The organism is Salmonella sp. 32082101201600294FB01SM01 (assembly GCF_017572865.1).
Lineage (GTDB): Bacteria > Pseudomonadota > Gammaproteobacteria > Enterobacterales > Enterobacteriaceae > Salmonella > Salmonella enterica.
This window is the reverse complement of record NZ_JAGESB010000001.1, coordinates 1,831,061-1,853,498: the sequence shown is the minus strand read 5'-3', so window position 1 is coordinate 1,853,498 and position 22,438 is coordinate 1,831,061. Positions and strand designations below refer to the sequence as shown.

The 22,438-nt window shown below is 53.7% G+C and carries 18 protein-coding genes and 1 pseudogene; 16 read left to right on the top strand and 3 right to left on the bottom strand.

The features are described from left to right. The first annotated feature begins 69 nt into the window (after positions 1–69). A complete protein-coding gene (locus tag J4645_RS09205; protein ID WP_105887528.1) occupies positions 70–129 on the top strand; it encodes a type I toxin-antitoxin system Ibs family toxin in 60 nt (19 codons plus the stop codon). A 98-nt stretch (positions 130–227) separates the two neighbouring features. Here J4645_RS09205 and yegD read toward each other — a convergent pair. Next, positions 228–1,580 (bottom strand): annotated as a pseudogene (gene yegD / locus J4645_RS09200) (molecular chaperone). Positions 1,581–1,713: 133 nt separating this feature from the next. Between yegD and alkA the strand changes: the two are divergent. Further along, positions 1,714–2,583 carry a DNA-3-methyladenine glycosylase 2 gene (alkA, locus tag J4645_RS09195; protein WP_000494711.1) on the top strand — a complete coding sequence of 290 codons (870 nt, stop codon included), beginning with the start codon at positions 1,714–1,716 and terminating at the stop codon, positions 2,581–2,583. On the opposite strand, the gene J4645_RS09190 is transcribed toward alkA, so the two are convergent. Next, a complete protein-coding gene (locus J4645_RS09190) occupies positions 2,551–5,541 on the bottom strand; it encodes an MASE1 domain-containing protein (RefSeq protein ID WP_000042964.1) in 2,991 nt (996 codons plus the stop codon). The genes alkA and J4645_RS09190 overlap by 33 nt on opposite strands. A gap of 330 nt (positions 5,542–5,871) precedes the next feature. On the opposite strand from J4645_RS09190, the gene udk reads away from it, so the two are divergent. The 3 genes from udk (at position 5,872) to asmA (ending at position 9,080) form a co-directional block, all read left to right on the top strand. Then, positions 5,872–6,513: a uridine kinase gene (udk, locus tag J4645_RS09185; RefSeq protein ID WP_000132082.1), complete on the top strand. Its 642-nt coding sequence runs from the start codon at positions 5,872–5,874 to the stop codon at positions 6,511–6,513. A 90-nt stretch (positions 6,514–6,603) separates the two neighbouring features. Beyond that, entirely contained in the window at positions 6,604–7,185 is a 582-nt protein-coding gene (gene dcd, locus J4645_RS09180; protein WP_001234783.1) for a dCTP deaminase, read from the top strand. A 38-nt stretch (positions 7,186–7,223) separates the two neighbouring features. Then, complete coding sequence (asmA, locus tag J4645_RS09175) at positions 7,224–9,080, top strand: outer membrane assembly protein AsmA (protein WP_001252262.1); 1,857 nt, start codon at positions 7,224–7,226, stop codon at positions 9,078–9,080. Positions 9,081–9,165: 85 nt separating this feature from the next. Here the strand turns inward: asmA and J4645_RS09170 are convergent, their stop codons facing one another. Then, entirely contained in the window at positions 9,166–10,746 is a 1,581-nt protein-coding gene (locus tag J4645_RS09170) for a TerC family protein (protein ID WP_000454712.1), read from the bottom strand. Positions 10,747–11,420: 674 nt separating this feature from the next. Here J4645_RS09170 and J4645_RS09165 point away from each other — a divergent pair. From J4645_RS09165 to J4645_RS09115, 11 genes are all read left to right on the top strand, one after another. Beyond that, complete coding sequence (locus tag J4645_RS09165) at positions 11,421–12,560, top strand: polysaccharide export protein (RefSeq protein ID WP_000978077.1); 1,140 nt, start codon at positions 11,421–11,423, stop codon at positions 12,558–12,560. 5 nt (positions 12,561–12,565) lie between these two features. Further along, positions 12,566–13,015 carry a low molecular weight protein-tyrosine-phosphatase Wzb gene (gene wzb, locus J4645_RS09160; RefSeq protein ID WP_000482224.1) on the top strand — a complete coding sequence of 150 codons (450 nt, stop codon included), beginning with the start codon at positions 12,566–12,568 and terminating at the stop codon, positions 13,013–13,015. After that, positions 13,012–15,171 (top strand): tyrosine-protein kinase Wzc, encoded by a 2,160-nt coding sequence (wzc, locus tag J4645_RS09155; protein ID WP_023215231.1) that lies wholly within the window; start codon positions 13,012–13,014, stop codon positions 15,169–15,171. The genes wzb and wzc overlap by 4 nt, the downstream gene beginning before the upstream one ends. An 86-nt stretch (positions 15,172–15,257) precedes the next feature. Beyond that, positions 15,258–16,100, top strand: a complete 843-nt coding sequence (wcaA, locus tag J4645_RS09150; protein ID WP_000205695.1) for a colanic acid biosynthesis glycosyltransferase WcaA — start codon at positions 15,258–15,260, stop codon at positions 16,098–16,100. 2 nt (positions 16,101–16,102) lie between these two features. After that, positions 16,103–16,591 (top strand): colanic acid biosynthesis acetyltransferase WcaB, encoded by a 489-nt coding sequence (wcaB, locus tag J4645_RS09145; protein WP_000888724.1) that lies wholly within the window; start codon positions 16,103–16,105, stop codon positions 16,589–16,591. After that, positions 16,588–17,805, top strand: coding sequence for a colanic acid biosynthesis glycosyltransferase WcaC (gene wcaC, locus J4645_RS09140; protein WP_001023843.1), 1,218 nt, complete (start codon positions 16,588–16,590; stop codon positions 17,803–17,805). Before wcaB ends, wcaC begins: the two co-directional genes overlap by 4 nt. Next, positions 17,780–18,994, top strand: coding sequence for a colanic acid polymerase WcaD (gene wcaD, locus J4645_RS09135; RefSeq protein WP_000091392.1), 1,215 nt, complete (start codon positions 17,780–17,782; stop codon positions 18,992–18,994). The genes wcaC and wcaD overlap by 26 nt, the downstream gene beginning before the upstream one ends. 12 nt (positions 18,995–19,006) lie before the next feature. After that, positions 19,007–19,753, top strand: a complete 747-nt coding sequence (gene wcaE, locus J4645_RS09130; protein WP_000480132.1) for a colanic acid biosynthesis glycosyltransferase WcaE — start codon at positions 19,007–19,009, stop codon at positions 19,751–19,753. Between the two features lie 15 nt (positions 19,754–19,768). Further along, positions 19,769–20,323, top strand: a complete 555-nt coding sequence (gene wcaF / locus J4645_RS09125) for a colanic acid biosynthesis acetyltransferase WcaF (RefSeq protein ID WP_001153601.1) — start codon at positions 19,769–19,771, stop codon at positions 20,321–20,323. A 23-nt stretch (positions 20,324–20,346) separates the two neighbouring features. Beyond that, on the top strand, positions 20,347–21,468 hold the full coding sequence (gmd, locus tag J4645_RS09120) for a GDP-mannose 4,6-dehydratase (RefSeq protein WP_000048160.1): 1,122 nt from the start codon (positions 20,347–20,349) through the stop codon (positions 21,466–21,468). Between the two features lie 2 nt (positions 21,469–21,470). Next, complete coding sequence (locus J4645_RS09115) at positions 21,471–22,436, top strand: GDP-L-fucose synthase (protein ID WP_001041701.1); 966 nt, start codon at positions 21,471–21,473, stop codon at positions 22,434–22,436. Positions 22,437–22,438: the final 2 nt, after the last annotated feature.

Genomic DNA, 22,438 nt, shown 5'->3' with positions numbered 1-22,438 from the left:
ACCGATTTCAGCAGGACGCTGAAACGGGAAAGCCCCTCCCGAGGAAGGGGCCAAAATAAGGAAAGGGTTATGATGAAGGTAGTCATCATACTGGTGATACTCTTAGTGATTAGCCTACCAGCTTACTAAGACACCAGGGGGAGGAGGAATCCTCCCTTACCCTCACTCCTGACGTTAAGCCACATCAAGAATAATGTCAATCCATCAGCTCTGGGCTTGCGAGGCGCTTAGCGGAAAACGACCTCCGCCCAGCGCGCCAGTCCTGCGGTGACGGAGCCGAAATCATCGCCGCCAGCGATGGGTATGCCCGGTAGCTGTTCGGAAAGCGCTTTTTTAATCAATGGCGAACGGGCGCTGCCGCCGGTCAGATAGATGACATCCGGTTTTTCCTGCGCGCTGTCCAGCGCCAGTTGCACCTGTTCCAGAATACGCGCCAGCGGTTGATCCAGCGCCGCTTCCAGTCCTTGCTGGCTGATAGCGACCGCCAGGTCGTCGCTGATAAATGGCAGCCTCGCCGTAACATCCGCCTGGCCGGAAAGGGCGATTTTGCTCTCTTCCGCGCAGCGTACCAGGCGGTAGCTAAGCCGCTGACGCCAGACCTTGAGCAGCAACGCGACCTTGTCTGCTTCACGCGCGTTGCGAACCAAATCGTTCAACAGACGACCATTCGCGCTACTGTAAAAATCGCTTTGCGCCGGGACGTCGTTAATCGCAACGGCGTTCCACCACGGCAGCACCGGCAGGGCGATGCCTTTTTCGGTTTCGCCGCCCATGCCCAGCAAAGGCATCAGATTTTTAAAGGCCAGCGCGATATCCAGATCGTTTCCGCCCACGCGGCAACCGCTGTGCCCCAACAGGCTGTTTTCACGATCGGCGCGCTGACGCCACTGTGGCCCCATTAGCAGCATGGAGCAGTCGGTGGTGCCGCCGCCAATATCCACGACCAGCACACGCTTCTCTTCCCGCAGTGTAGCCTCGTAGTCCAGGCCCGCCGCGACCGGTTCGTACTGGAATACCACCTCCTGAAAACCGGCGCGTTTTGCCGCCCGCTCCAGAATACCCTGCGCCTGGCGGTTCGCGTCATCGCCGCCGAGTCCCTGAAAGTTGATCGGGCGACCGATCACCGCTTGGGTAATGGCCTCCGGCAATTGGCTGTGCGCCGTATGACGAATATGTACCATCATGGCGCAGACCAAATCTTCAAACAGCGCGACCTGCTGCGGTTTCAGGCCGCTGGCGCCTAAAAAGGATTTCGGCGATTTGACAAACTAGACCTCCTGGGGATCGTCAATATAGTGCGCCAGCGACGCCAGACCAAACTGTACGCTTTGCGCGCCAACCTCAATATCTTCCTCGCGGTTGTAGCGTATCGCGCGGCGTAGCAGCGCCTGGGTTTCTTCGTCCGTTGCCGGCACATCATGATGGCGATACAGCCACTCGCTCACCGCTTCGCGCGTCGGCGCGCACAGCATAGACGGCAGTAATGCGCTGTTATTCTCCATTGTCAGCAACTGTGGATGCCCGTCGCGCATAATGGCGACCGAGCAGTTTGCCGTACCGTAATCAAATCCTATAAACACCTTAAAATCCCCATGCCAGTGAAGAAGGGGCGTGACTTTAGCGAAATGTCGTCGCGGCGACAACTGGAATATGAAAGCAAGGCGTTACGTGCGATTAGCGTTTATGCTGAAAGGTCAAATAAAGGAGAAAAGTATGTTTACCCTGAGCTGGCAGCCGCCTTACGACTGGTCGTGGATGTTGGGCTTTCTTGCCGCGCGTGCGGTGGACGGCGTGGAAACGGTAGGCGAGGGCTTTTATGCGCGCAGCCTGGTGGTGGGCGAGCATCGCGGACTGGTCAGCGTGAGGCCCCATCTGCCCACCCACACTGTGCAGGTTAGCGTGAGCGCCGGATTACTTCCCGTCGCGCCGGCGTGTCTGGCGAAGGTTTCGCGTCTGTTTGATCTTGACTGCCAGCCCGCGCAGGTTGCCGCCGTGCTGGGGCCACTGGGCGAGGACAGACCGGGGCTGCGTTTACCGGGATCGGTTGATACGTTTGAACAAGGCGTGCGGGCGATACTGGGGCAACTGGTGAGTGTCGCGATGGCGGCAAAGTTGACGGCGAAAGTGGCGCACCGCTATGGTGAGGCGTTGCCGGATGCGCCCGATTATGTCTGTTTTCCCGGTCCGGAAACGCTGGCGTTGGCCGATCCGCTGGCGCTTAAAGCTCTGGGGATGCCGCTGCGGCGCGCCGAAGCGCTGATTCATCTGGCGCAGGCGACGCTGGCGGGAAAACTGGCGCTCGCCGCGCCGCCGGATATTGAGCAGAGCGTTAAAAATTTACAAACGTTTCCGGGAATTGGTCGCTGGACGGCGAACTATTTCGCCCTGCGCGGTTGGCAGGCAAAAGATATCTTTTTGCCCGACGATTACTTAATTAAGCAGCGCTTCGCCGGGATGACGGCCGCGCAGATCCGTCGCTACGCGGAGCGCTGGAAACCGTGGCGTTCCTACGCGCTACTGCATATCTGGTATACCCACGGCTGGCAACCGTCAATGGATAGCGAAATAGCTGGTATTCAGTAACAAATCCAACGGTTGCGCTTCGGCGATAGTGTCGCCATAAATCAGATCCACGCCAATACGGGAGAGCGTATCCAGCACCTGTGGGTTTTGTACCGGCCCGGCGAGCGTTTTGATGTCCAGATGCTGGGCGTGTCCCTGGATGATCGAGGTCAGCATTTCATCCATTAAACTCTCATGAACGTTGGCGATAAGGTCGCTATCCAGCAGTAAATAATCAGCGATATGCGGGGTCAGTAAATTAAACAGCTGTAAATCGCGCCCGACATGGCTGAGAATCACCTGGCAGCCGCGTTGTCGCAGTTTTCGCAGAGTCGCAGCGGCGGTCTGCGCCTGCTTAACGATAACGTCAGCCGGGATAATCAGATGTAATAACCGTGGCGGCAGTGGGCTATGCTCCAGTTGTTCCAGCAGCTCATCAATAAGGGTCGCGCTGTATAATCCTGCGGCGGACAGCGGCAGCGCAACGCTTAATCCCTTGCTGGCGACGGCGGTCGCCGCATGGTGGAAAAACTCATGGAATACCCGTCGGTCAAGCGCGTGATGCAGCGCGGAGTCGGCTAATCCTGCCCGGAACGCGCGCTCTTCCATCACTTCCCCTTCGCTGGTCCACAGCCTGAGTGAGACCAGCCAAAAGCTGGTGGCCTCCGGCGTACGCGGCGGCGCGACGTTTCTGGCAAGCATTAGCAGGTGGTTATTTTTAATCATATGCCACTGTTCTTCCAGCGGCATCATTCCCTTTGAGGAGGTTAATGCGTGCTGCGGTTCGTACACGGTCAGACGGCCGCGACCGCTATTTTTCGCGGCGTAGCAGGCTATATCGGCCTGAGACACGACCTCTGTGAGCTGGCAGTTATGTTCATTTATCATTGTGATCCCGGCGCTGGCGCCGATCCGATGCAGGCGTCCTTCCCACATAAAGTGATATTCATTAACGGCGTTGATAAGCCGCGTCACGATAAAGCGCGCGCTGTCACTATTACAATCCGGCAGCAACAGGCCAAACTCATCGCCACCCAGACGGGCCAGGAGATCGCCAGATCGAAGCATACTGAGCATCAGTGACGCGAGTTCGCGCAATAAGGCATCGCCGGCGGCATGTCCCGCGCTGTCGTTAACCGCTTTAAAACGGTCCAGATCGATAAACACCAGCGCATGATGTTGAGGCGATTCCTGTATTGTTTGCAGGCGCTGTTGAAGCTGCTTTTCAAAACTGGCGCGGTTGGCAAGATGGGTGAGGGCGTCATGCGTTGCGCTGTAGCTGAGCTGGCGTAACATTTTTCGTGATTCGGTAACGTCCTGGATAACCAGAACCGAACCAATCTTATCGCCGTCAAGCGTACTGAGCGGCGTGATACTGTAATGAATATCGTAGCTGCCGCCGTTATGACAATGGAGCACTATCTCCTGTTCCATGTCCGATCGCGACCTGTCGGCGCGATAAATATCCTCCAGCAGCGGCCCCTTATTACCTGACGTAATGCGCAGAACCGTTAATAATGGCGCGCCTAAAGCATCCTCCTGCCGCCAGCCGCTCATCTTCTCGGCGATCGGGTTCATAAAGGTGATATTCATCGCGACATCAATACACACCACCGCTTCTCCGATAGAGTCAAGCGTGATGTGCAACCGTTCTTTTTCCTGAAACAGCGCGTCGTTCGCCTGTGTAATACGCTCCATCAACCGCTGGTTTTCCTGCTCGCTTTGCTTGAGATCGTTAATATCTTCAATCTGAGCAATAAAATAGAGAGGTTTATTGTCTTTATGACGAACCAGCGAGACGGCCAGTAGCGCCCAGACGACATCGCCGTTGCGGGTGTAGTAGCGTTTTTCCATGGAATAGCTATTGATGTCGCCGCGCACCAGCATGTTTAGCTGTTCAAGGTCATTATTCAGGTCTTCCGGCCAGGTCAATTGCTGAAATGTCATCGTGCGTAATTCATCCTGGCTATAGCCAAGAAAATGGCTCAGAGATTTATTGACCTGTAGCCACTGACCCTCCGTACCGACCAGCGCCATACCAATGGCGGAATACTCCATCGCGTTGCGAAAGCGGGATTCGCTCTCGGTGATATGTTTGCGTTCCGTGCGAAACGCGTACATCACCATCGTCATCATATTGGCAGGCAGCAGGATCATTAAAAAAGGTAGCCACGGCATATTGACCATCACGTCGGTTTTCGGCGTGGCGAGCAGCGTGGGGTCATTGGCCAGCATGAGCGAGACCACGATAACGGTAGCTAAAAAAATTAAAAACGCCTCCATTCGCGGCAGGCGCACCGCACTCCACATCAACAGGACGATAACGCACGTAAACGGCCACGGAATATAGCGCATAGCGAGCCAGCTTAGCGCCAGCGTAATGACCAGCGTCAATAGCGTTTCCAGCAACAGATGCGGGTCGCGATGACGCAACAGATAGTGTGGTTTAAACAGTAAACCTAACGGTACCAGCGTCAGCGCGCCGATGGCTTCCGATAATACCCAAATCAGAAACGCTTTCGAGGCGACCGCTTCCGGCGCTATCAGCCAAAATAACATGCCGCCGAGTAGCGGCGGAATCACGGCGCTGCCGATAGCCAGACGAAACCAGTCATTCAAATTTTGTAAGGGGTTGTAGCTGGGGAGCAGTTTTCGCAGCAGTATCGCGCCAGTGGCCGCCTCGATAATATTTATTGCCGTCCAGCTAAAGTTAAGCGAGGCGGCAGGAAATAAAGTCAGTGAGGCGCCGATGCTGCCGAGCGAGCAGGCGACCGCGATCCCTGGCCACAGACGGCCCGCATGGCGGTAAAACGCGACCATCATAATGGAGGTGGGGAACCACAGCGGCGCGAGTTGGGTGCCGACACGCGATAATACGAGCGAAAAGAGCGTAAAGACAAACGCGACCAGGCCTAAACTGACCAGACGCAATAGCGGGTGGGGGACGGTAACGAAAACATGTTGGGATGGTTTACTCATTACCACTCTATCCGAATCGCCGGTAACGTCGCGGAATACCGGACGCGTCAGTTTACTCTGTGATTATGCTAGTATAAACGCGTAATGATTTATACGCTGGCTGAATATAAATTGTGGCTCCCGGCGTATTCCTCCTCCAGACGGGTCGATAAATCCGCTGTCCGCGTTAAAACTGAACGCTTTTACGTCGCGACGTCGAATGCGCCGCCAACAAATTCACCGTGGCATAGCGCCGGACTGGTATCGCGCTGCTGAAATCCCTATAATTGCCGCGTTTGGCGTTTCGGCGCCCCCCTTCCTTACATCCAGGTTAATCAGGTCGCTAAATTTATGACTGATCAGTCTCATCAGTGCGTCATTATCGGTATCGCTGGCGCATCGGCTTCCGGCAAGAGTCTTATTGCCAGTACCCTTTACCGCGAATTGCGTGAACAAGTGGGTGACGAACATATTGGCGTTATTCCCGAAGACAGTTATTACAAAGATCAAAGCCATCTGTCGATGGAAGAACGCGTAAAAACCAACTATGACCATCCGAATGCGATGGATCACAGCCTGCTATTTCAGCATCTTCAGGCGCTCAAGCGCGGTTCGGCGATTGAATTACCGGTATACAGTTATGTTGAGCATACCCGTATGCAGGAAACGGTTCGCGTAGAACCGAAGAAAGTGATTATTCTTGAAGGTATTCTGTTACTGACTGACGCGCGTTTGCGTGAAGAGATGAACTTCTCTATTTTTGTCGATACGCCGCTGGATATCTGTTTGATGCGCCGTATCAAACGCGATGTGAACGAGCGTGGTCGCTCAATGGATTCGGTGATGGCGCAATATCAGAAAACGGTGCGTCCGATGTTCCTGCAATTTATTGAGCCTTCCAAACAATATGCGGATATTATCGTGCCGCGCGGCGGTAAAAACCGCATCGCTATTGATATTCTGAAAGCGAAAATCAGCCAGTTCTTTGAATAAATCTGGCGAATTGTGTACCGTTCAGTGATAACCTGGTTAGCCCTTGATGTGCTTGATTTAAGGGCTTGATGCGCGAAAGGAGAAAGTGCCATGCGTTTATGCGACCGAGATATTGAAGCCTGGCTGGATGAAGGCCGTTTGTCTATCACCCCGCGACCTCCCGTAGAGCGCATTAACGGCGCGACGGTCGATGTACGTCTTGGCAATAAATTTCGAACCTTCCGTGGCCATACGGCGGCGTTTATCGATCTGAGCGGGCCGAAAGATGAGGTCAGCGCGGCGCTGGATCGCGTGATGAGCGATGAAATCGTTTTGCCGGACGGCGAGGCATTTTATCTGCATCCGGGCGAGTTGGCGCTGGCCGTCACCTTTGAATCCGTTACCCTGCCGCCGGATTTAGTGGGCTGGCTGGATGGCCGTTCCTCGCTGGCGCGTCTGGGACTGATGGTGCATGTGACGGCGCACCGTATCGATCCCGGCTGGTCGGGCTGCATTGTGCTTGAGTTTTACAACTCCGGGAAGCTGCCGCTGGCGTTGCGTCCGGGTATGCTCATCGGCGCGCTGAGCTTTGAGCCGCTGTCCGGCCCGGCGGCGCGGCCTTATAACCGCCGTCAGGATGCCAAATATCGCGATCAGCAGGGCGCTGTTGCCAGCCGGATTGATAAAGACTGAGCCATTCGGCGCAATACTGCCGGTCCATTGAGGGTAGCATGAGACGATTTCTGACGACGCTGATGATTCTCCTGGTCGTGCTGGTGGCCGGATTCTCTGCGTTGGTATTGTTGGTCAATCCGAATGATTTCCGCGCCTATATGGTGCAGCAGGTTGCCGCGCGTAGTGAATATCAGTTGCAACTGGACGGGCCGCTGCGCTGGCACGTATGGCCGCAACTCAGCATCCTTTCCGGGCGAATGACGCTAACGGCGCGAGGCGCCAGCGAACCGCTGGTGCGGGCTGACAATATGCGCCTGGATGTCGCTTTATGGCCGCTGTTGAGTCATCAGCTTCATGTTAAGCAGGTAATGCTGAAAGGCGGGGTGATTCAACTGACGCCGCAAACGGAAGCGGTACGCAGCGATGATGCGCCGGTCGCGCCGAAAGATAATACCTTGCCGGACGTAGCGGAAGATCGCGGCTGGTCGTTTGATATTCGTAGCCTGCGCGTTGCCGACAGCGTGCTGGTTTTCCAGCATGAAAATGATGATCAGGTCACGGTGCGCGATATTCGTCTGAATATGGAACAAGATGCCGAGCATCGCGGCACGTTTGATTTTTCGGGACGCGTGAACCGCGATCAGCGGGATCTTGCTTTATCGTTCAGCGGAACGGTGGATGCTTCCGATTATCCGCATAATTTAACCGCGGGTATTGAGCAACTGCGCTGGCAATTGCAGGGCGCGGATCTACCGGCGCAGGGGATTGAGGGGCAGGGACAACTGCAGGCGCAGTGGCAGGAGGCGCAAAAACGTCTTTCATTTAACCACTTAAATTTAACGGCGAATGACAGTTCTCTGACCGGGCATGTTCAGGTAACGCTGGCGGAGCAGCCGGAATGGCAAATTGACCTCCAGTCCAGCAAGCTTAATCTGGACAACCTGTTGCCGCATCATAGCACCGTGGCACAGACGGGCGGCGCGGTGTCGCAGGGGCAAAATACGCTCCCCCTGACCAGGCCAGTTATCGCGTCGCGTGTTGGTGCGCCGCCTTATCAGGGGCTGCAAAGCTTTACGGCGGAGATTGCTTTACAGGCGGATTCAGTTCGCTGGCGGGGAATGGACTTTACCCAGGTTTCGACGAAGATGTCTAATCAGGCCGGATTGCTGGATATCACCGAGTTGCAGGGGAAACTGGCCGACGGAGAGATGTCGCTGCCCGGCACGCTTGACGCCCGCACCGCCAGTCCGCGCATCGAATTCCACCCTCGCCTCAACCATGTTGAGATTGGGACTATCCTGAAAGCCTTCAATTATCCGATTAGCCTGACCGGTAAGATGTCGCTGGTTGGCGATTTCTCCGGGGCGGATATTGACGCGGAGGCGTTTCGCCATAGCTGGAAAGGAAAAGCGCATGTTGACATGAGCAATACGCGCCTCGAAGGAATGAATTTCCAACAACTGGTGCAGCAGGCCGTAGAGCGAAGCGGCGGCGACGCGCAGCAGTCGCAGGAAAATATGGACAACGCGACCCGACTGGATCGCTTCACGACCGATCTGGCGCTAAATAAGGGCACGCTGACGCTCGACGACATGGTCGGGCAATCTTCTATGCTGGCGTTAACCGGCAGCGGAACGCTGGATCTGGTTAAGCAGAGCTGTGATACGCAATTTAATCTGCGTGTGCTGGGCGGATGGAACGGCAATAGCAACCTGATCACCTTCCTGAAAGAGACGCCGGTGCCGCTGCGCGTCTATGGCAAGTGGCAGGAGCTGAACTATACCCTGCAAGTGGATCAGTTATTGCGCAAGCATTTACAGGATGAGGCGAAGCGTCGGCTCAACGACTGGGCGGATCGCAATAAAGATACCCGTAACGGTAAAGATGTGAAGAAACTGCTGGATAAGCTGTAGTTTTTGGCCAAAGGGCAGAGCCGGATGGCGAGGCTAACGCGCCTCCGGCCTGCCTGGTAAGCAGGCCGGGGCAGGCGAACAGACGTTACATCTCCGGGTCTGGCTCGCCGTTATGCAGCGGAATTAACTGCACTTTCTGCACTCGATGGCTTTCTACCTGCAATGTTTTCAGCAAATAATCACCCACCTGAACCTCTTCACCGGTTTGCGGTATGCGCTGCAAATATTCCATCAATAATCCGGCAATCGTATGGTATTCCCGTTTTTCATCCAGTGGTAGCGGCACGTACTGCACCAAATCCTCCAGCGGCATATGGCCGTTTGCTGTCCAGGAACCGTCCGGGTTCTTCTGAATATCGTGGCGGGCGTCAATTTCCTCGACTTCATTCGGCAGATTACCGGCGATAGTCTCCATGACATCGCTTAATGTCACAATGCCTTCAACCGAGCCAAACTCATCTACGACAAAGGCAAAATGGGTTCTGGCGTTACGGAACTGCTCCAGCGCAGGCAGCAGCGGCAATGTTTCCGGGAAAACCAGCGGTTGGCGAATCAGCGCGCGCAGGTTGAGCGGTTCGCCGCGCAGCGATTGTTGCAACAGATCGATGACGTGGACGACGCCGAGTAAATCTTCCTGTTCATTTTCACCCGTCACGACCAGACGCGTATGCTGGTTCTTTTCCAGCAGAGCGCGGATTTCCGCTTCCGGCGCGTTGAGATCGATATGCTCGATATCGTGACGCGACGTCATGATGCTACTTACGGTGCGCTGGTTGAGATTCAGCACCCGTTCAATCATCCTGCGCTCCTGCGGATTAAAAATCTGGCTGTCGTCATGGTCTGCCAGCATCGCGGCGGTTTCCGCATCCAGTTCGGCATCCTCTTTTTTACCGCTAATCAGCCGCATCACGGCCTCCGTTGTGCGCTGGCGCAGCGTATGGTTAGCGGAAAGAAAACGGCGGCGGTTAAAAATAGCCAGTTGGTTGAGCGCCTCGATCATCACCGAGAAGCCGATAGCCGCGTACAGATACCCTTTCGGAATGTGGAAACCAAACCCTTCCGCCACCAGGCTAAAGCCGATCATTAGCAGGAAGCTAAGGCACAAAATGACAATGGTGGGATGGTTGTTCACAAATCGGGTCAGTGACTTGCTGGCGAGCAGCATCAGGCTAATGGCGATTATCACTGCCGCCATCATGACCGCCAGGTGATCGACCATCCCCACGGCGGTAATCACGGAGTCGAGAGAAAAGATAGCGTCCAGCACCACGATTTGCGCGACCACCGCCCAGAATTTCGCCCCCTTACGCTGGGTAGGGTTGGCGCTATCTTTCCCTTCCAGCCGTTCGTTGAGCTCCATGGTGGCTTTAAAGAGCAGGAAGAAGCCGCCGAACAGCATAATCAGATCGCGGGCGCTAAAGCTTAACGCCTGTACGCTAAAGAGCGGCTTAGTCAAGGTGACCAGCCACGAGATTGACGCCAGCAGCAGCAGGCGCATGATCATCGCCAGTATCAGGCCGGTAATGCGCGCGCGGTCGCGCTGCCCCGGCGGTAGTTTTTCAGCGAGGATGGCAATAAAGACCAGGTTATCAATGCCGAGAACAAGTTCGATAACGATTAACGTTACCAGTCCGGCCCAGATTGACGGATCGGCAATCCATTCCATAGTAAGAGCAATACCTTCTGTAATATGACAATTGTCACAATTCGATCATGGATAATACGGCGGAAAAATGCAATGCCGCAGAGCAATTTATCTTTGTTACGCGGCTATAAAATAACTTTAAAATAGCCGTAATGTTTCTGTCGGAAACTAAATAATGTCAAGAATATATTTAGGAAATATCGCAGGTGGAGTGGAGTAAATAAATATTGTCAACATCAATAAAATCCTAAAATCATCTGTTAATTCATTTAATATTAATCTTAAAAATATAGAATGGCGGGTTTGTTACCTTGCCTGTCATTAGGTTAGCTGCAACAATTCTTGCAGGATTAAGATAGCGCGCTTAAATATCCTGTCACGACATCGAGAAAACTATTAATACGTAACCTTTATTTCGCTGAAGATTTTTATCTGAACGAGGATGAAATCGGAGGGGAATGCGAAAATTTAGAATAATCAGTGTATTGGTAGCTAAGAAGCCAGGGGCGGTAGCGTGCCTGAAAGCCTGAATATAAGCCTTTATTATTCTGTCAATAGCCTGCGGATGAATTGATTTTTTTTCAGAATGATGCCAGTTAATTTTCTCTGCCATTAACTGCAAGGTAAATGTGCACGGACGAAGCCGCTATTTAAATTGCACAGGATAATGACTCTGCCAAAGTGATAAATAATCAATGATGAAATCCAAAATGAAATTGATGCCATTATTGGCGTCGCTCAGCTTGATAAGTGGTTGCACAGTACTTCCGGGCAGCAATATGTCTACGATGGGGAAAGATGTGATCAAACAGCAAGACGCTGACTTTGATCTCGACCGGATGGTCAATGTGTATCCGCTGACGCCACGGTTGGTTGAGCAATTACGCCCGCGGCCCAATGTCGCGCAACCGAATATGTCGCTGGACCAGGAGATCGCCAGCTATCAGTATCGCGTCGGGCCTGGCGATGTGCTGAATGTCACCGTCTGGGATCACCCGGAATTGACCACGCCAGCAGGCCAGTACCGTAGCTCAAGCGATACCGGCAACTGGGTACAGCCGGACGGCACCATGTTTTATCCCTACATTGGCAAGGTTAGCGTCGTCGGTAAAACTTTGTCAGAGATTCGCAGCGATATTACCGGGCGTTTAGCGAAGTACATCGCGGACCCACAGGTGGATGTCAATATCGCCGCTTTCCGCTCGCAAAAAGCGTATATCTCCGGCCAGGTGAATAAATCCGGTCAGCAGGCCATTACTAACGTACCGCTAACCGTCCTGGATGCGATTAACGCTGCGGGCGGCCTGACCGATATGGCGGACTGGCGCAACGTCGTGCTGACGCACAACGGCAAAGAACAGCGCATTTCGCTACAGGCGCTGATGCAAAATGGCGATCTTAGCCAGAACCGCTTGCTCTACCCTGGCGACATTCTGTATGTGCCGCGCAATGACGATCTGAAAGTCTTTGTCATGGGCGAAGTGAAAAAACAGAGCACCCTCAAAATGGATTTCAGCGGTATGACGCTCACCGAAGCATTGGGCAATGCGGAAGGCATCGATCTGACCACCTCCAACGCCAGCGGCATTTTTGTGATTCGTCCGTTGAAAGGCGAGGGGGGACGCGGCGGCAAGATCGCCAATATCTACCAGCTTGATATGTCTGACGCCACGTCATTGGTGATGGCGACGGAATTCCGACTTCAGCCTTACGATGTGGTGTACGTCACGACTGCGCCGGTTGCTCGCTGGAACCGTCTGATCAATCAGTTGCTGCCAACCATTAGCGGTGTCCGTTATATGACGGATACGGCCAGCGACATTCATTCCTGGTAATCGTTATGTTTAACAAAATATTAGTGGTCTGTGTGGGGAATGTTTGCCGTTCCCCGACGGCGGAACGTTTGCTAAAGCGCTTTCATCCCTCGCTGACGGTAGCGTCCGCCGGGTTAGGCGCGCTGGTCGGCAAAGGCGCCGATCCTGCGGCGGCGAGCGTGGCGAGCGCCCACGATCTGTCTTTGGAAAATCACTGCGCAAGGCAAATTTCCGCGCGTCTGTGCCGGGAATATGACCTGATTCTGACGATGGAGAAACGTCACATCGCCGCCCTGTGCGACATTGCGCCGGAAATGCGCGGCAAGGTAATGCTGTTTGGTCACTGGGACAGCGAGCGTGAAATACCGGACCCGTATCGCAAAAGCCGCGATGCGTTTGAGGCGGTGTACACATTACTGGAAAGGTCTGCCCGCCAGTGGGCGCAGGCACTGAATGCAGAGCAGGGAAAACCATGACAGAAAAAGTAAAACAATCTGCGGCGGTTACGGGTAGCGATGAAATCGATATCGGGCGTCTGGTCGGAACGGTGATTGAAGCGCGTTGGTGGGTGTTGGGGACGACGGCCATCTTTGCGCTGTGCGCGGTAATTTATACGTTCTTCGCCACGCCCATCTATAGCGCCGATGCGCTGGTACAGATTGAACAAAACGCCGGTAATTCGCTGGTACAGGATATCAACAGCGCATTAGCGAATAAGCCGCCGGCTTCCGATGCGGAAATTCAGCTCATTCGATCGCGTCTGGTGCTGGGGAAGACCGTTGACGATCTGGATCTGGATATTGCCGTCACCAAAAACACCTTTCCGCTGTTCGGCGCCGGGTGGGAGCGGCTGATGGGGCGTCACAATGAAATGGTGAAAGTCACGACATTCACCCGACCAGAGACGATGAGCGGACAGATCTTCACCCTCAAAGTGCTGGGCGACAAACGTTATCAGTTGGTCAGCGACGGCGGATTTAGCGCGCAGGGCGTTGTGGGCCAGCCACTCAATAAAGACGGCGTGACGATGTGGGTAGAGGCAATTGACGCCCGTCCTGATACGGAATTTACGGTGAGTAAATTCTCAACGCTTGGCATGATTAATAACCTGCAAAATAACCTCACCGTAACGGAAACCGGCAAAGATACAGGCGTTCTGAGCCTGACGTTCACGGGAGAGGATCGCGACCAGATCCGCGAAATTCTCAACAGTATTACCCGTAACTATCTGCAACAGGATATTGCGCGGAAATCTGAAGAGGCGGGGAAGAGCCTGGCGTTTCTGGCAAAACAACTGCCGGAAGTCCGCAGCCGTCTGGATGTGGCGGAAAACAAGCTAAACGCTTTCCGCCAGGATAAAGACTCGGTGGATTTACCGCTGGAGGCGAAGGCGGTGCTCGATTCGATGGTTAATATCGACGCCCAGTTGAATGAGTTGACGTTTAAAGAGGCGGAAATTTCCAAGCTCTTTACCAAAGCGCATCCGGCTTACCGCACCCTGCTGGAAAAACGTAAAGCGCTGGAAGATGAAAAAGCCAAACTGAACGGGCGGGTGACGGCAATGCCGAAAACCCAGCAGGAGATTGTGCGTTTGACCCGCGATGTGGAGTCCGGCCAGCAGGTCTATATGCAACTGCTTAATAAACAGCAGGAGCTGAAAATCACCGAAGCCAGCACCGTTGGCGACGTACGCATCGTTGACCCGGCGATTACCCAGCCGGGCGTGCTGAAGCCGAAAAAGGCGTTGATTATTCTCGGCAGCATTATTCTGGGATTAATGTTATCGATTGTCGGCGTGCTGCTGCGCTCGCTGTTTAATCGTGGTATCGAAAGCCCACAGGTGCTGGAGGAGCACGGGATCAGCGTCTATGCCAGTATTCCGCTGTCGGAATGGCAAAAAGCGCGCGATAGCGTCAAAACCATTAAAGGGATTAAGCGTTACAAGCAGAGCCAACTGCTGGCGGTGGGCAATCCGACCGATCTGGCGATTGAGGCGATTCGCAGCCTGCGCACCAGCCTGCATTTCGCCATGATGCAGGCGCAAAATAATGTACTCATGCTCACAGGCGTCAGCCCCTCTATCGGCAAAACCTTTGTTTGCGCCAACCTGGCGGCCGTCATCAGCCAGACGCATAAACGGGTATTACTGATCGACTGCGATATGCGCAAGGGCTACACCCATGAACTGCTCGGCACCAATAACGTGGACGGCTTATCTGACATTCTGGCGGGCAAAGGCGAGATAGCCTCCTGCGCGAAACCTACGGCGATCGCTAATTTTGATCTTATTCCGCGCGGTCAGGTACCTCCTAATCCATCGGAACTGCTGATGAGCGAGCGCTTCGGCGAGCTGATCACCTGGGCAAGCAGCCGCTACGACCTGGTATTAATCGACACGCCGCCGATTCTGGCCGTGACGGACGCCGCGATTGTGGGTCGCCACGTCGGGACGACGCTGATGGTGGCGCGTTATGCCGTCAACACTTTAAAAGAGGTGGAAACCAGTCTGAGCCGTTTTGACCAGAATGGCATTCAGGTCAAAGGCGTCATTCTCAACTCCATTTTCCGCCGGGCGACGGGCTACCAGGATTATGGCTATTACGAGTATGAATACCAGTCAGATTCCAAATAAAAAATAAGGCGTGCCGGATGGCGCGGCCTGTGACTGTAGGCCGGACAAGCGTAGCGCCATGCGGCAAAACTATCTGGGGAATAAGCATGACAACAGACAATCCGCTGATCTCAATTTATATGCCAACCTGGAACAGGCAGCAGTTGGCTATCCGGGCGATTAAATCAGTACTACGTCAGGACTACCGTCACTGGGAGATGATCATCGTGGATGATTGCTCCTCGTCTTATCAGCAGCTACAACAATTTGTTGAGGAGCTGAACGACCCGCGCGTCCGTTATACCCATAATGCCAGGAATACTGGCGCCTGCGCGGTTCGCAACCAGGCCATTATGCAGGCGCAAGGGCATTACATTACCGGTATTGATGATGACGATGAATGGACGCCAAACCGTCTGAGCGTGTTTCTGGCCCATAAACACCAGTTGACTACGCACGCCTTTTTGTATGCCAACGACTATGTGTGCGAGGGCGAGGTCTACTCTCAGCCTGCCAGCCTGCCGCTGTATCCGAAATCCCCTTATTCGCGCCGCTTGTTCTACAAGCGCAATATTATTGGCAATCAGGTTTTTACCTGGGCCTGGCGTTTTAAAGCGTGTTTGTTCGATACCGAACTCAAGGCGGCGCAGGACTACGACATTTTTCTGCGCATGGTGGTGGAGTATGGCGAACCGTGGAAAGTCGAAGAGGCGACGCAAATTTTACATATCAACCACGGCGAGATGCAGATTACCTCTTCGCCGAAAAAGTTCTCCGGCTATTTCCATTTTTATCGTAAGCACAAAGATAAATTTGATCGCGCCAGTAAAAAATACCAGCTTTTTACCCTGTACCAAATTCGCAATAAGCGAATGACCTGGCGCACGTTGCTGACGTTGCTCTCCGTGCGTAATAGCAAACGCCTGGCGGCCGGGCTGCGGGGGCGATAACGATGCTGGAAGACTTACGCGCGAATAGCTGGAGCTTACGCCCTTGTTGCATGGTGCTGGCCTACCGTATCGCTCATTTTTGTTCCGTCTGGCGCAAAAAGAATGTGCTGAATAATCTGTGGGCCGCGCCGGTGCTGGTGCTGTATCGCGTGATCACGGAATGCCTGTTCGGGTATGAAATCCAGGCCGCCGCGACCATTGGTCGGCGGTTCACTATCCATCATGGTTACGCGGTAGTGATCAACAAACATGTCGTCGCCGGTGACGATTTTACCATTCGCCACGGCGTCACCATTGGCAATCGCGGCGCGGACAGCCTGGCTTGTCCGGTGATTGGTCACGGCGTTGAGCTGGGGGCGAATGTCATCCTGCTTGGCGATATTACTATCGGTAATCACGTCACGATTGGCGCGGGTAGCGTGGTGCTTGACAGTATTCCGGACCATGCGCTGGTGGTGGGAGAAAAAGCACGGGTGAAGGTCAGCACATGAATATTCTGCAATTTAATGTACGGCTGGCGGAAGGCGGCGCGGCGGGAGTGGCGTTGGATCTCCATCTGCGGGCGCTGCAAAAAGGGCTGACGTCACGTTTTGTCTATGGTTATGGCAAAGGCGGAAAAAAAAGCGTCAGTCACCACCGCTATCCGCAGGTGATAAAACAGACGCCGCGCGGCACGGCAATCGCCAATATCGCGCTATTTCGTTTCCTGAATCGCGATCTGTTTGGCAATCTCGACAATCTTTACCGCACGGTTATCCAGACATCCGGCCCGCTGGTGCTGCATTTTCATGTTCTCCACAGTTACTGGCTAAACCTGGCGGATATCGTGACGTTTTGCGAAAAAGTCAAAGCGCAAAAACCGGACGTCACGCTGGTCTGGACGCTGCACGATCACTGGAGCGTCACCGGGCGTTGCGCCTTCACCGACGGTTGTGAGGGCTGGAAAAGCGGCTGCCAAAAATGTCCGACCCTAAGCAATTATCCGCCGGTCAGGGTGGATCGGGCGCACCAGCTTATTGACGGCAAACGTCAGCGCTTTCGTGACATGCTGCGGCTGGGCTGCCGGTTTATTTCGCCGAGCCAGCACGTGGCCGAGGCCTTTAACAGCGTTTATGGCGCGGGGCGCTGCCAGATTATTAACAACGGTATCGATCTGGCGACTGAGGCGATTCTCGCGCAGCTATCACCTGTGCCGCTGAATCCGGGAAAACCGCGAATTGCCATTGTGGCGCATGACTTGCGTTACGACGGCAAAACTGACCAGCGTCTGGTACACGACATGATGGCGCTGGGCGAAAAAATTGAACTGCATACCTTTGGTAAATTTTCGCCTTTTACCGGCCAAAACGTCGTTAATCACGGTTTTGAAACCGATAAGCGCAAATTAATGAGCGCGCTCAATGAGATGGATGCGCTGGTCTTTAGCTCGCGGGTCGATAACTATCCGCTGATCTTGTGTGAAGCGCTCTCGATCGGCGTACCGGTGCTCGCTACCCACAGCGAGGCGGCGCAGGAGGTGCTGGCGAAATCCGGCGGCCAGACCTTTGCCGCTACAGATGTACTGCGCCTGGCGCAGCGGCGTAAGCCAGAGATTGCTCAGGCGGTATTTGGCGCAACGCTGGACGCCTTTCGTATGCGTAGCCGCGTCGCGTACAGCGGTCAACAGATGCTGGAGGAGTATGTCTCGTTCTATCAGAATCTGTAGCTACCTGCTGCTGCCGCTGATCTACCTACTGGTCAATGTCAAGATTGCCCAACTGGGGGAAAGCTTTCCCATTACCATCGTCACTTTTTTACCGCTGTTGCTGCTGTTATTTGTGGAACGCATTAGCGTAAAAAAATTGATGATCGCCTTAGGCATCGGCGCGGGGCTTACGGCATTTAACTTCCTGTTCGGCCAGTCGCTGAATGCTGGTAAATATGTCACGTCCACGATGCTGTTTGTCTATATTGTGGTCATTATCGGGATGGTCTGGAGTATCCGATTCAAAACCATTTCCGCGCATAACCACCGAAAGATTTTGCGTTTTTTTTATCTGGTGGTGGGTATAGTGGTCGCGCTCGCCGCGGTTGAGATGGCGCAAATTATCCTTACCGGCGGCAGCAGTATTATGGAAGGAATTTCGAAATATCTCATTTACAGTAATAGCTACGTACTGAACTTCATAAAATTTGGCGGTAAGCGTACCACTGCGCTTTATTTTGAACCGGCATTTTTCGCTTTGGCACTAATCTCAATTTGGCTGAGCATCAAACAGTTTGGTATCAAAACACCGAAAAGCGATGCTATGATTCTGGCAGGGATAATATTATCAGGATCATTTTCAGGGGTAATGACCTTTATCCTGTTTTATCTTCTGGAGTGGGCGTTCCAATATTTGAATAAGGATGCGATAAAGAAAAAACTTCCACTGGCGCTGGTCTCATTAACCCTGTTTTTGGTTGGGGTAATTATTGCATTTCCTTATATCGCGACACGACTTGGCGATTTAGGGACGGAAGGCTCATCTTCTTATTATCGTATTGTGGGACCCTTAGTCATGGTCGGATATTCCTTGACCCATATTGATGGTGTAGTCAGATTTGGCTCACTTTATGAATATGTCGCATCATTCGGAATCTTTAACGGTGCGGATGTCGGGAAAACCATAGACAATGGATTGTATCTGCTGATTATTTATTTTTCCTGGTTCGCAGTGCTAATGACGCTGTGGTATATGGGGAAAGTTTTAAAAATGGCGCTAAATGCGTTTGGCGATAATCGCAATTTTCGGGTGCAGCTCTATCTTTTTACGCCGGTGTCGCTGTTTTTTACCGGTTCAATATTTAGCCCGGAATATGCTTTTTTAATCGTCTGTCCGTTCATTTTGCGCAAGGCGTTAAAAATTTCATAACGGGGTGGTGGCATGTTTTTAAGCGTCGTTACCGTCGCCTTTCGCAATTACGAAGGGGTGGTAAAAACCTGGCGCTCGCTGCGCAATCTGGCGCGCGATCCGGGTCTGTCATTTGAATGGATCGTAGTGGATGGCGGTTCGGAGGACGGCACGCGCGAATTTCTGCAAAAACGTCACGGTGAGTTTAACCTGCGTTTTATCAGTGAAAAGGATCGCGGTATTTATGATGCCATGAACAAAGGCATTGCGCTGGCGCAGGGGCGCTATACCCTGTTTCTTAATTCCGGTGATGCGTTCCATGATGATGCCGCGCTGTTTGTCCGCCAACTGGCGCGACAAAAGGGCGAGGCGATGTATATTGGCGACGCGCTGCTGGATTTCGGCGGCGGGCATAAAATACGCCGGAAGGCTAAACCCGGGTATTATATCTACCATAGTTTGCCAGCCAGCCATCAGGCGATATTTTTCCCGACGGCAGCGTTAAAAAAGTATCCTTATGATCTGCAATATCATGTCTCTTCAGATTATGCGCTGGCGGCCCGTCTCTATAAAGCAGGCTATCCTTTTCGGCGAATTAACGGACTGGTATCTGAATTTTCGATGGGCGGCGTGTCAACCTCGAATAATCTGGAATTATGTCAGGATGCAAAAAACGTACAGCGAAAAATATTACGTGTGCCAGGGTTTTGGGCGCAATTATCCTATTTATTACGTCTGAAAACGACGGGTAAAACAAAAGCGCGATATAACAAAGTCTAATCACCGGGAGTTATTATGCAGGATCTTAGCGGCTTTACGGTGCCGAAGGGGTTCCGCGGCGCTAATGCGCTAAAAGTACAATTATGGTGGGCGGTACAGGCGACATTATTCGCCGGGTCGCCGCAAATATTGTATCGCTGGCGAGCCTTTTTGCTGCGTCTGTTTGGCGCCAAAATTGGAAAGAATGTGGTTATTCGACCGTCAGTAAAAATTACCTATCCGTGGAAATTAACCGTCGGCGATTATGCCTGGGTAGGCGACGACGCGGTGTTATATACGTTGGGTGAAATTAATATTGGCGCACATGCGGTCATTTCACAAAAAGGGTATTTGTGTACCGGTAGCCATGATTATACCAGCGCCCATTTCGATATTAACGCCGCGCCGATTGTTATTGGCGAAAAATGTTGGCTGGCAACCGATGTTTTTGTCGCGCCCGGCGTGATGATAGGTCATGGCACCGTCGTCGGCGCGCGCAGCAGCGTATTTAAATCATTACCGGCAAACGCGATTTGTCGGGGCAATCCCGCAGTGGTAACGCGCCAGCGCGTTCAGAAAGTTACTCCCTAACGGGACTATTTGAGGAAATGAAAATGTCAAAAGTCGCTCTCATTACTGGCGTAACCGGACAGGATGGTTCTTACCTGGCAGAATTTCTGCTGGAAAAAGGGTATGAGGTGCATGGTATCAAGCGCCGCGCGTCATCGTTTAATACCGAGCGCGTGGACCATATTTATCAGGACCCGCACAGCTGCAACCCGAAATTTCATCTGCATTATGGTGACCTGACCGACGCCTCCAACCTGACCCGTATTTTACAGGAAGTGCAGCCGGATGAGGTTTACAACCTGGGCGCGATGAGCCACGTGGCGGTGTCGTTTGAGTCGCCGGAATATACCGCCGATGTGGATGCGATGGGCACTCTGCGCCTGCTGGAGGCGATCCGCTTCCTCGGTCTTGAAAAGAAAACGCGGTTCTACCAGGCCTCCACCTCTGAACTGTACGGTCTGGTGCAGGAAATTCCGCAGAAAGAGACCACGCCGTTCTACCCGCGTTCCCCCTATGCGGTAGCGAAACTGTACGCCTACTGGATCACCGTCAACTACCGTGAATCCTACGGTATTTACGCCTGTAACGGCATTCTGTTTAACCACGAGTCCCCGCGTCGCGGCGAAACCTTCGTCACCCGTAAGATCACCCGCGCCATCGCCAATATCGCCCAGGGACTGGAGTCCTGCCTGTATCTCGGCAACATGGACTCGCTGCGCGACTGGGGTCATGCGAAAGATTACGTGCGAATGCAGTGGATGATGTTACAGCAGGAGCAGCCGGAAGATTTCGTGATTGCCACCGGCGTGCAGTATTCCGTACGCCAGTTTGTGGAGCTGGCGGCGGCGCAACTGGGGATAAAACTGCGCTTTGAAGGCGAAGGCATTAATGAGAAAGGGATCGTGGTATCCGTTACCGGACACGATGCGCCGGGCGTGAAACCGGGCGATGTGATTGTGGCCGTTGATCCGCGTTATTTCCGTCCGGCGGAAGTGGAAACCCTGCTGGGCGACCCGTCCAAAGCGCATGAGAAACTGGGCTGGAAACCGGAAATCACCCTGTCGGAGATGGTCTCCGAGATGGTGGCGAACGATCTGGAGGCCGCGAAAAAACACTCACTGCTGAAATCTCACGGTTACGAGGTGGCCATCGCGCTGGAGTCCTGAGAATGAATAAGCAACGAATTTTTGTGGCGGGCCATCGTGGGATGGTGGGATCCGCCATTGTACGGCAGCTTGCGCAGCGCGGCGACGTGGAACTGGTACTGCGCACCCGCGATGAGCTGGATCTGCTCGACGGGCGTGCGGTACAGGCGTTCTTTGCCGGGGCGGGTATCGACCAGGTTTATCTGGCGGCGGCGAAAGTGGGCGGCATTGTCGCCAACAACACGTATCCGGCGGATTTTATTTATGAAAACATGATGATAGAGAGCAACATTATTCACGCCGCGCACCTGCACAACGTGAACAAACTGCTGTTTCTCGGTTCGTCCTGTATCTATCCGAAACTGGCAAGGCAGCCGATGGCGGAAAGCGAGCTGCTGCAGGGGACGCTGGAGCCGACCAACGAGCCGTACGCCATCGCCAAGATCGCCGGGATTAAACTGTGCGAGTCCTACAACCGGCAGTACGGTCGCGACTACCGTTCGGTGATGCCAACCAACCTGTACGGCCCGCATGACAATTTCCACCCGGACAATTCACATGTGATCCCGGCGCTGCTGCGTCGCTTTCATGAGGCTGCGCAGAGCCACGCGCCGGAGGTGGTGGTGTGGGGCAGCGGCACGCCGATGCGTGAATTTCTGCACGTTGACGATATGGCGGCGGCCAGTATTCACGTGATGGAGCTGGCGCGTGAAGTGTGGCAGGAGAACACTGCCCCGATGCTGTCGCACATTAACGTCGGCACTGGCGTGGACTGCACCATCCGCGAGCTGGCGCAGACCATCGCAAAGGTGGTGGGTTACCAGGGCCGGGTGGTGTTCGACGCCGCGAAGCCGGACGGCACGCCGCGTAAATTGCTCGACGTCACGCGCCTGCATCAGCTTGGCTGGTATCACGAAATTTCACTGGAGGCAGGGCTTGCCGGTACTTACCAGTGGTTCCTTGAGAATCAGCAACGGTTCCGGGGGTGACA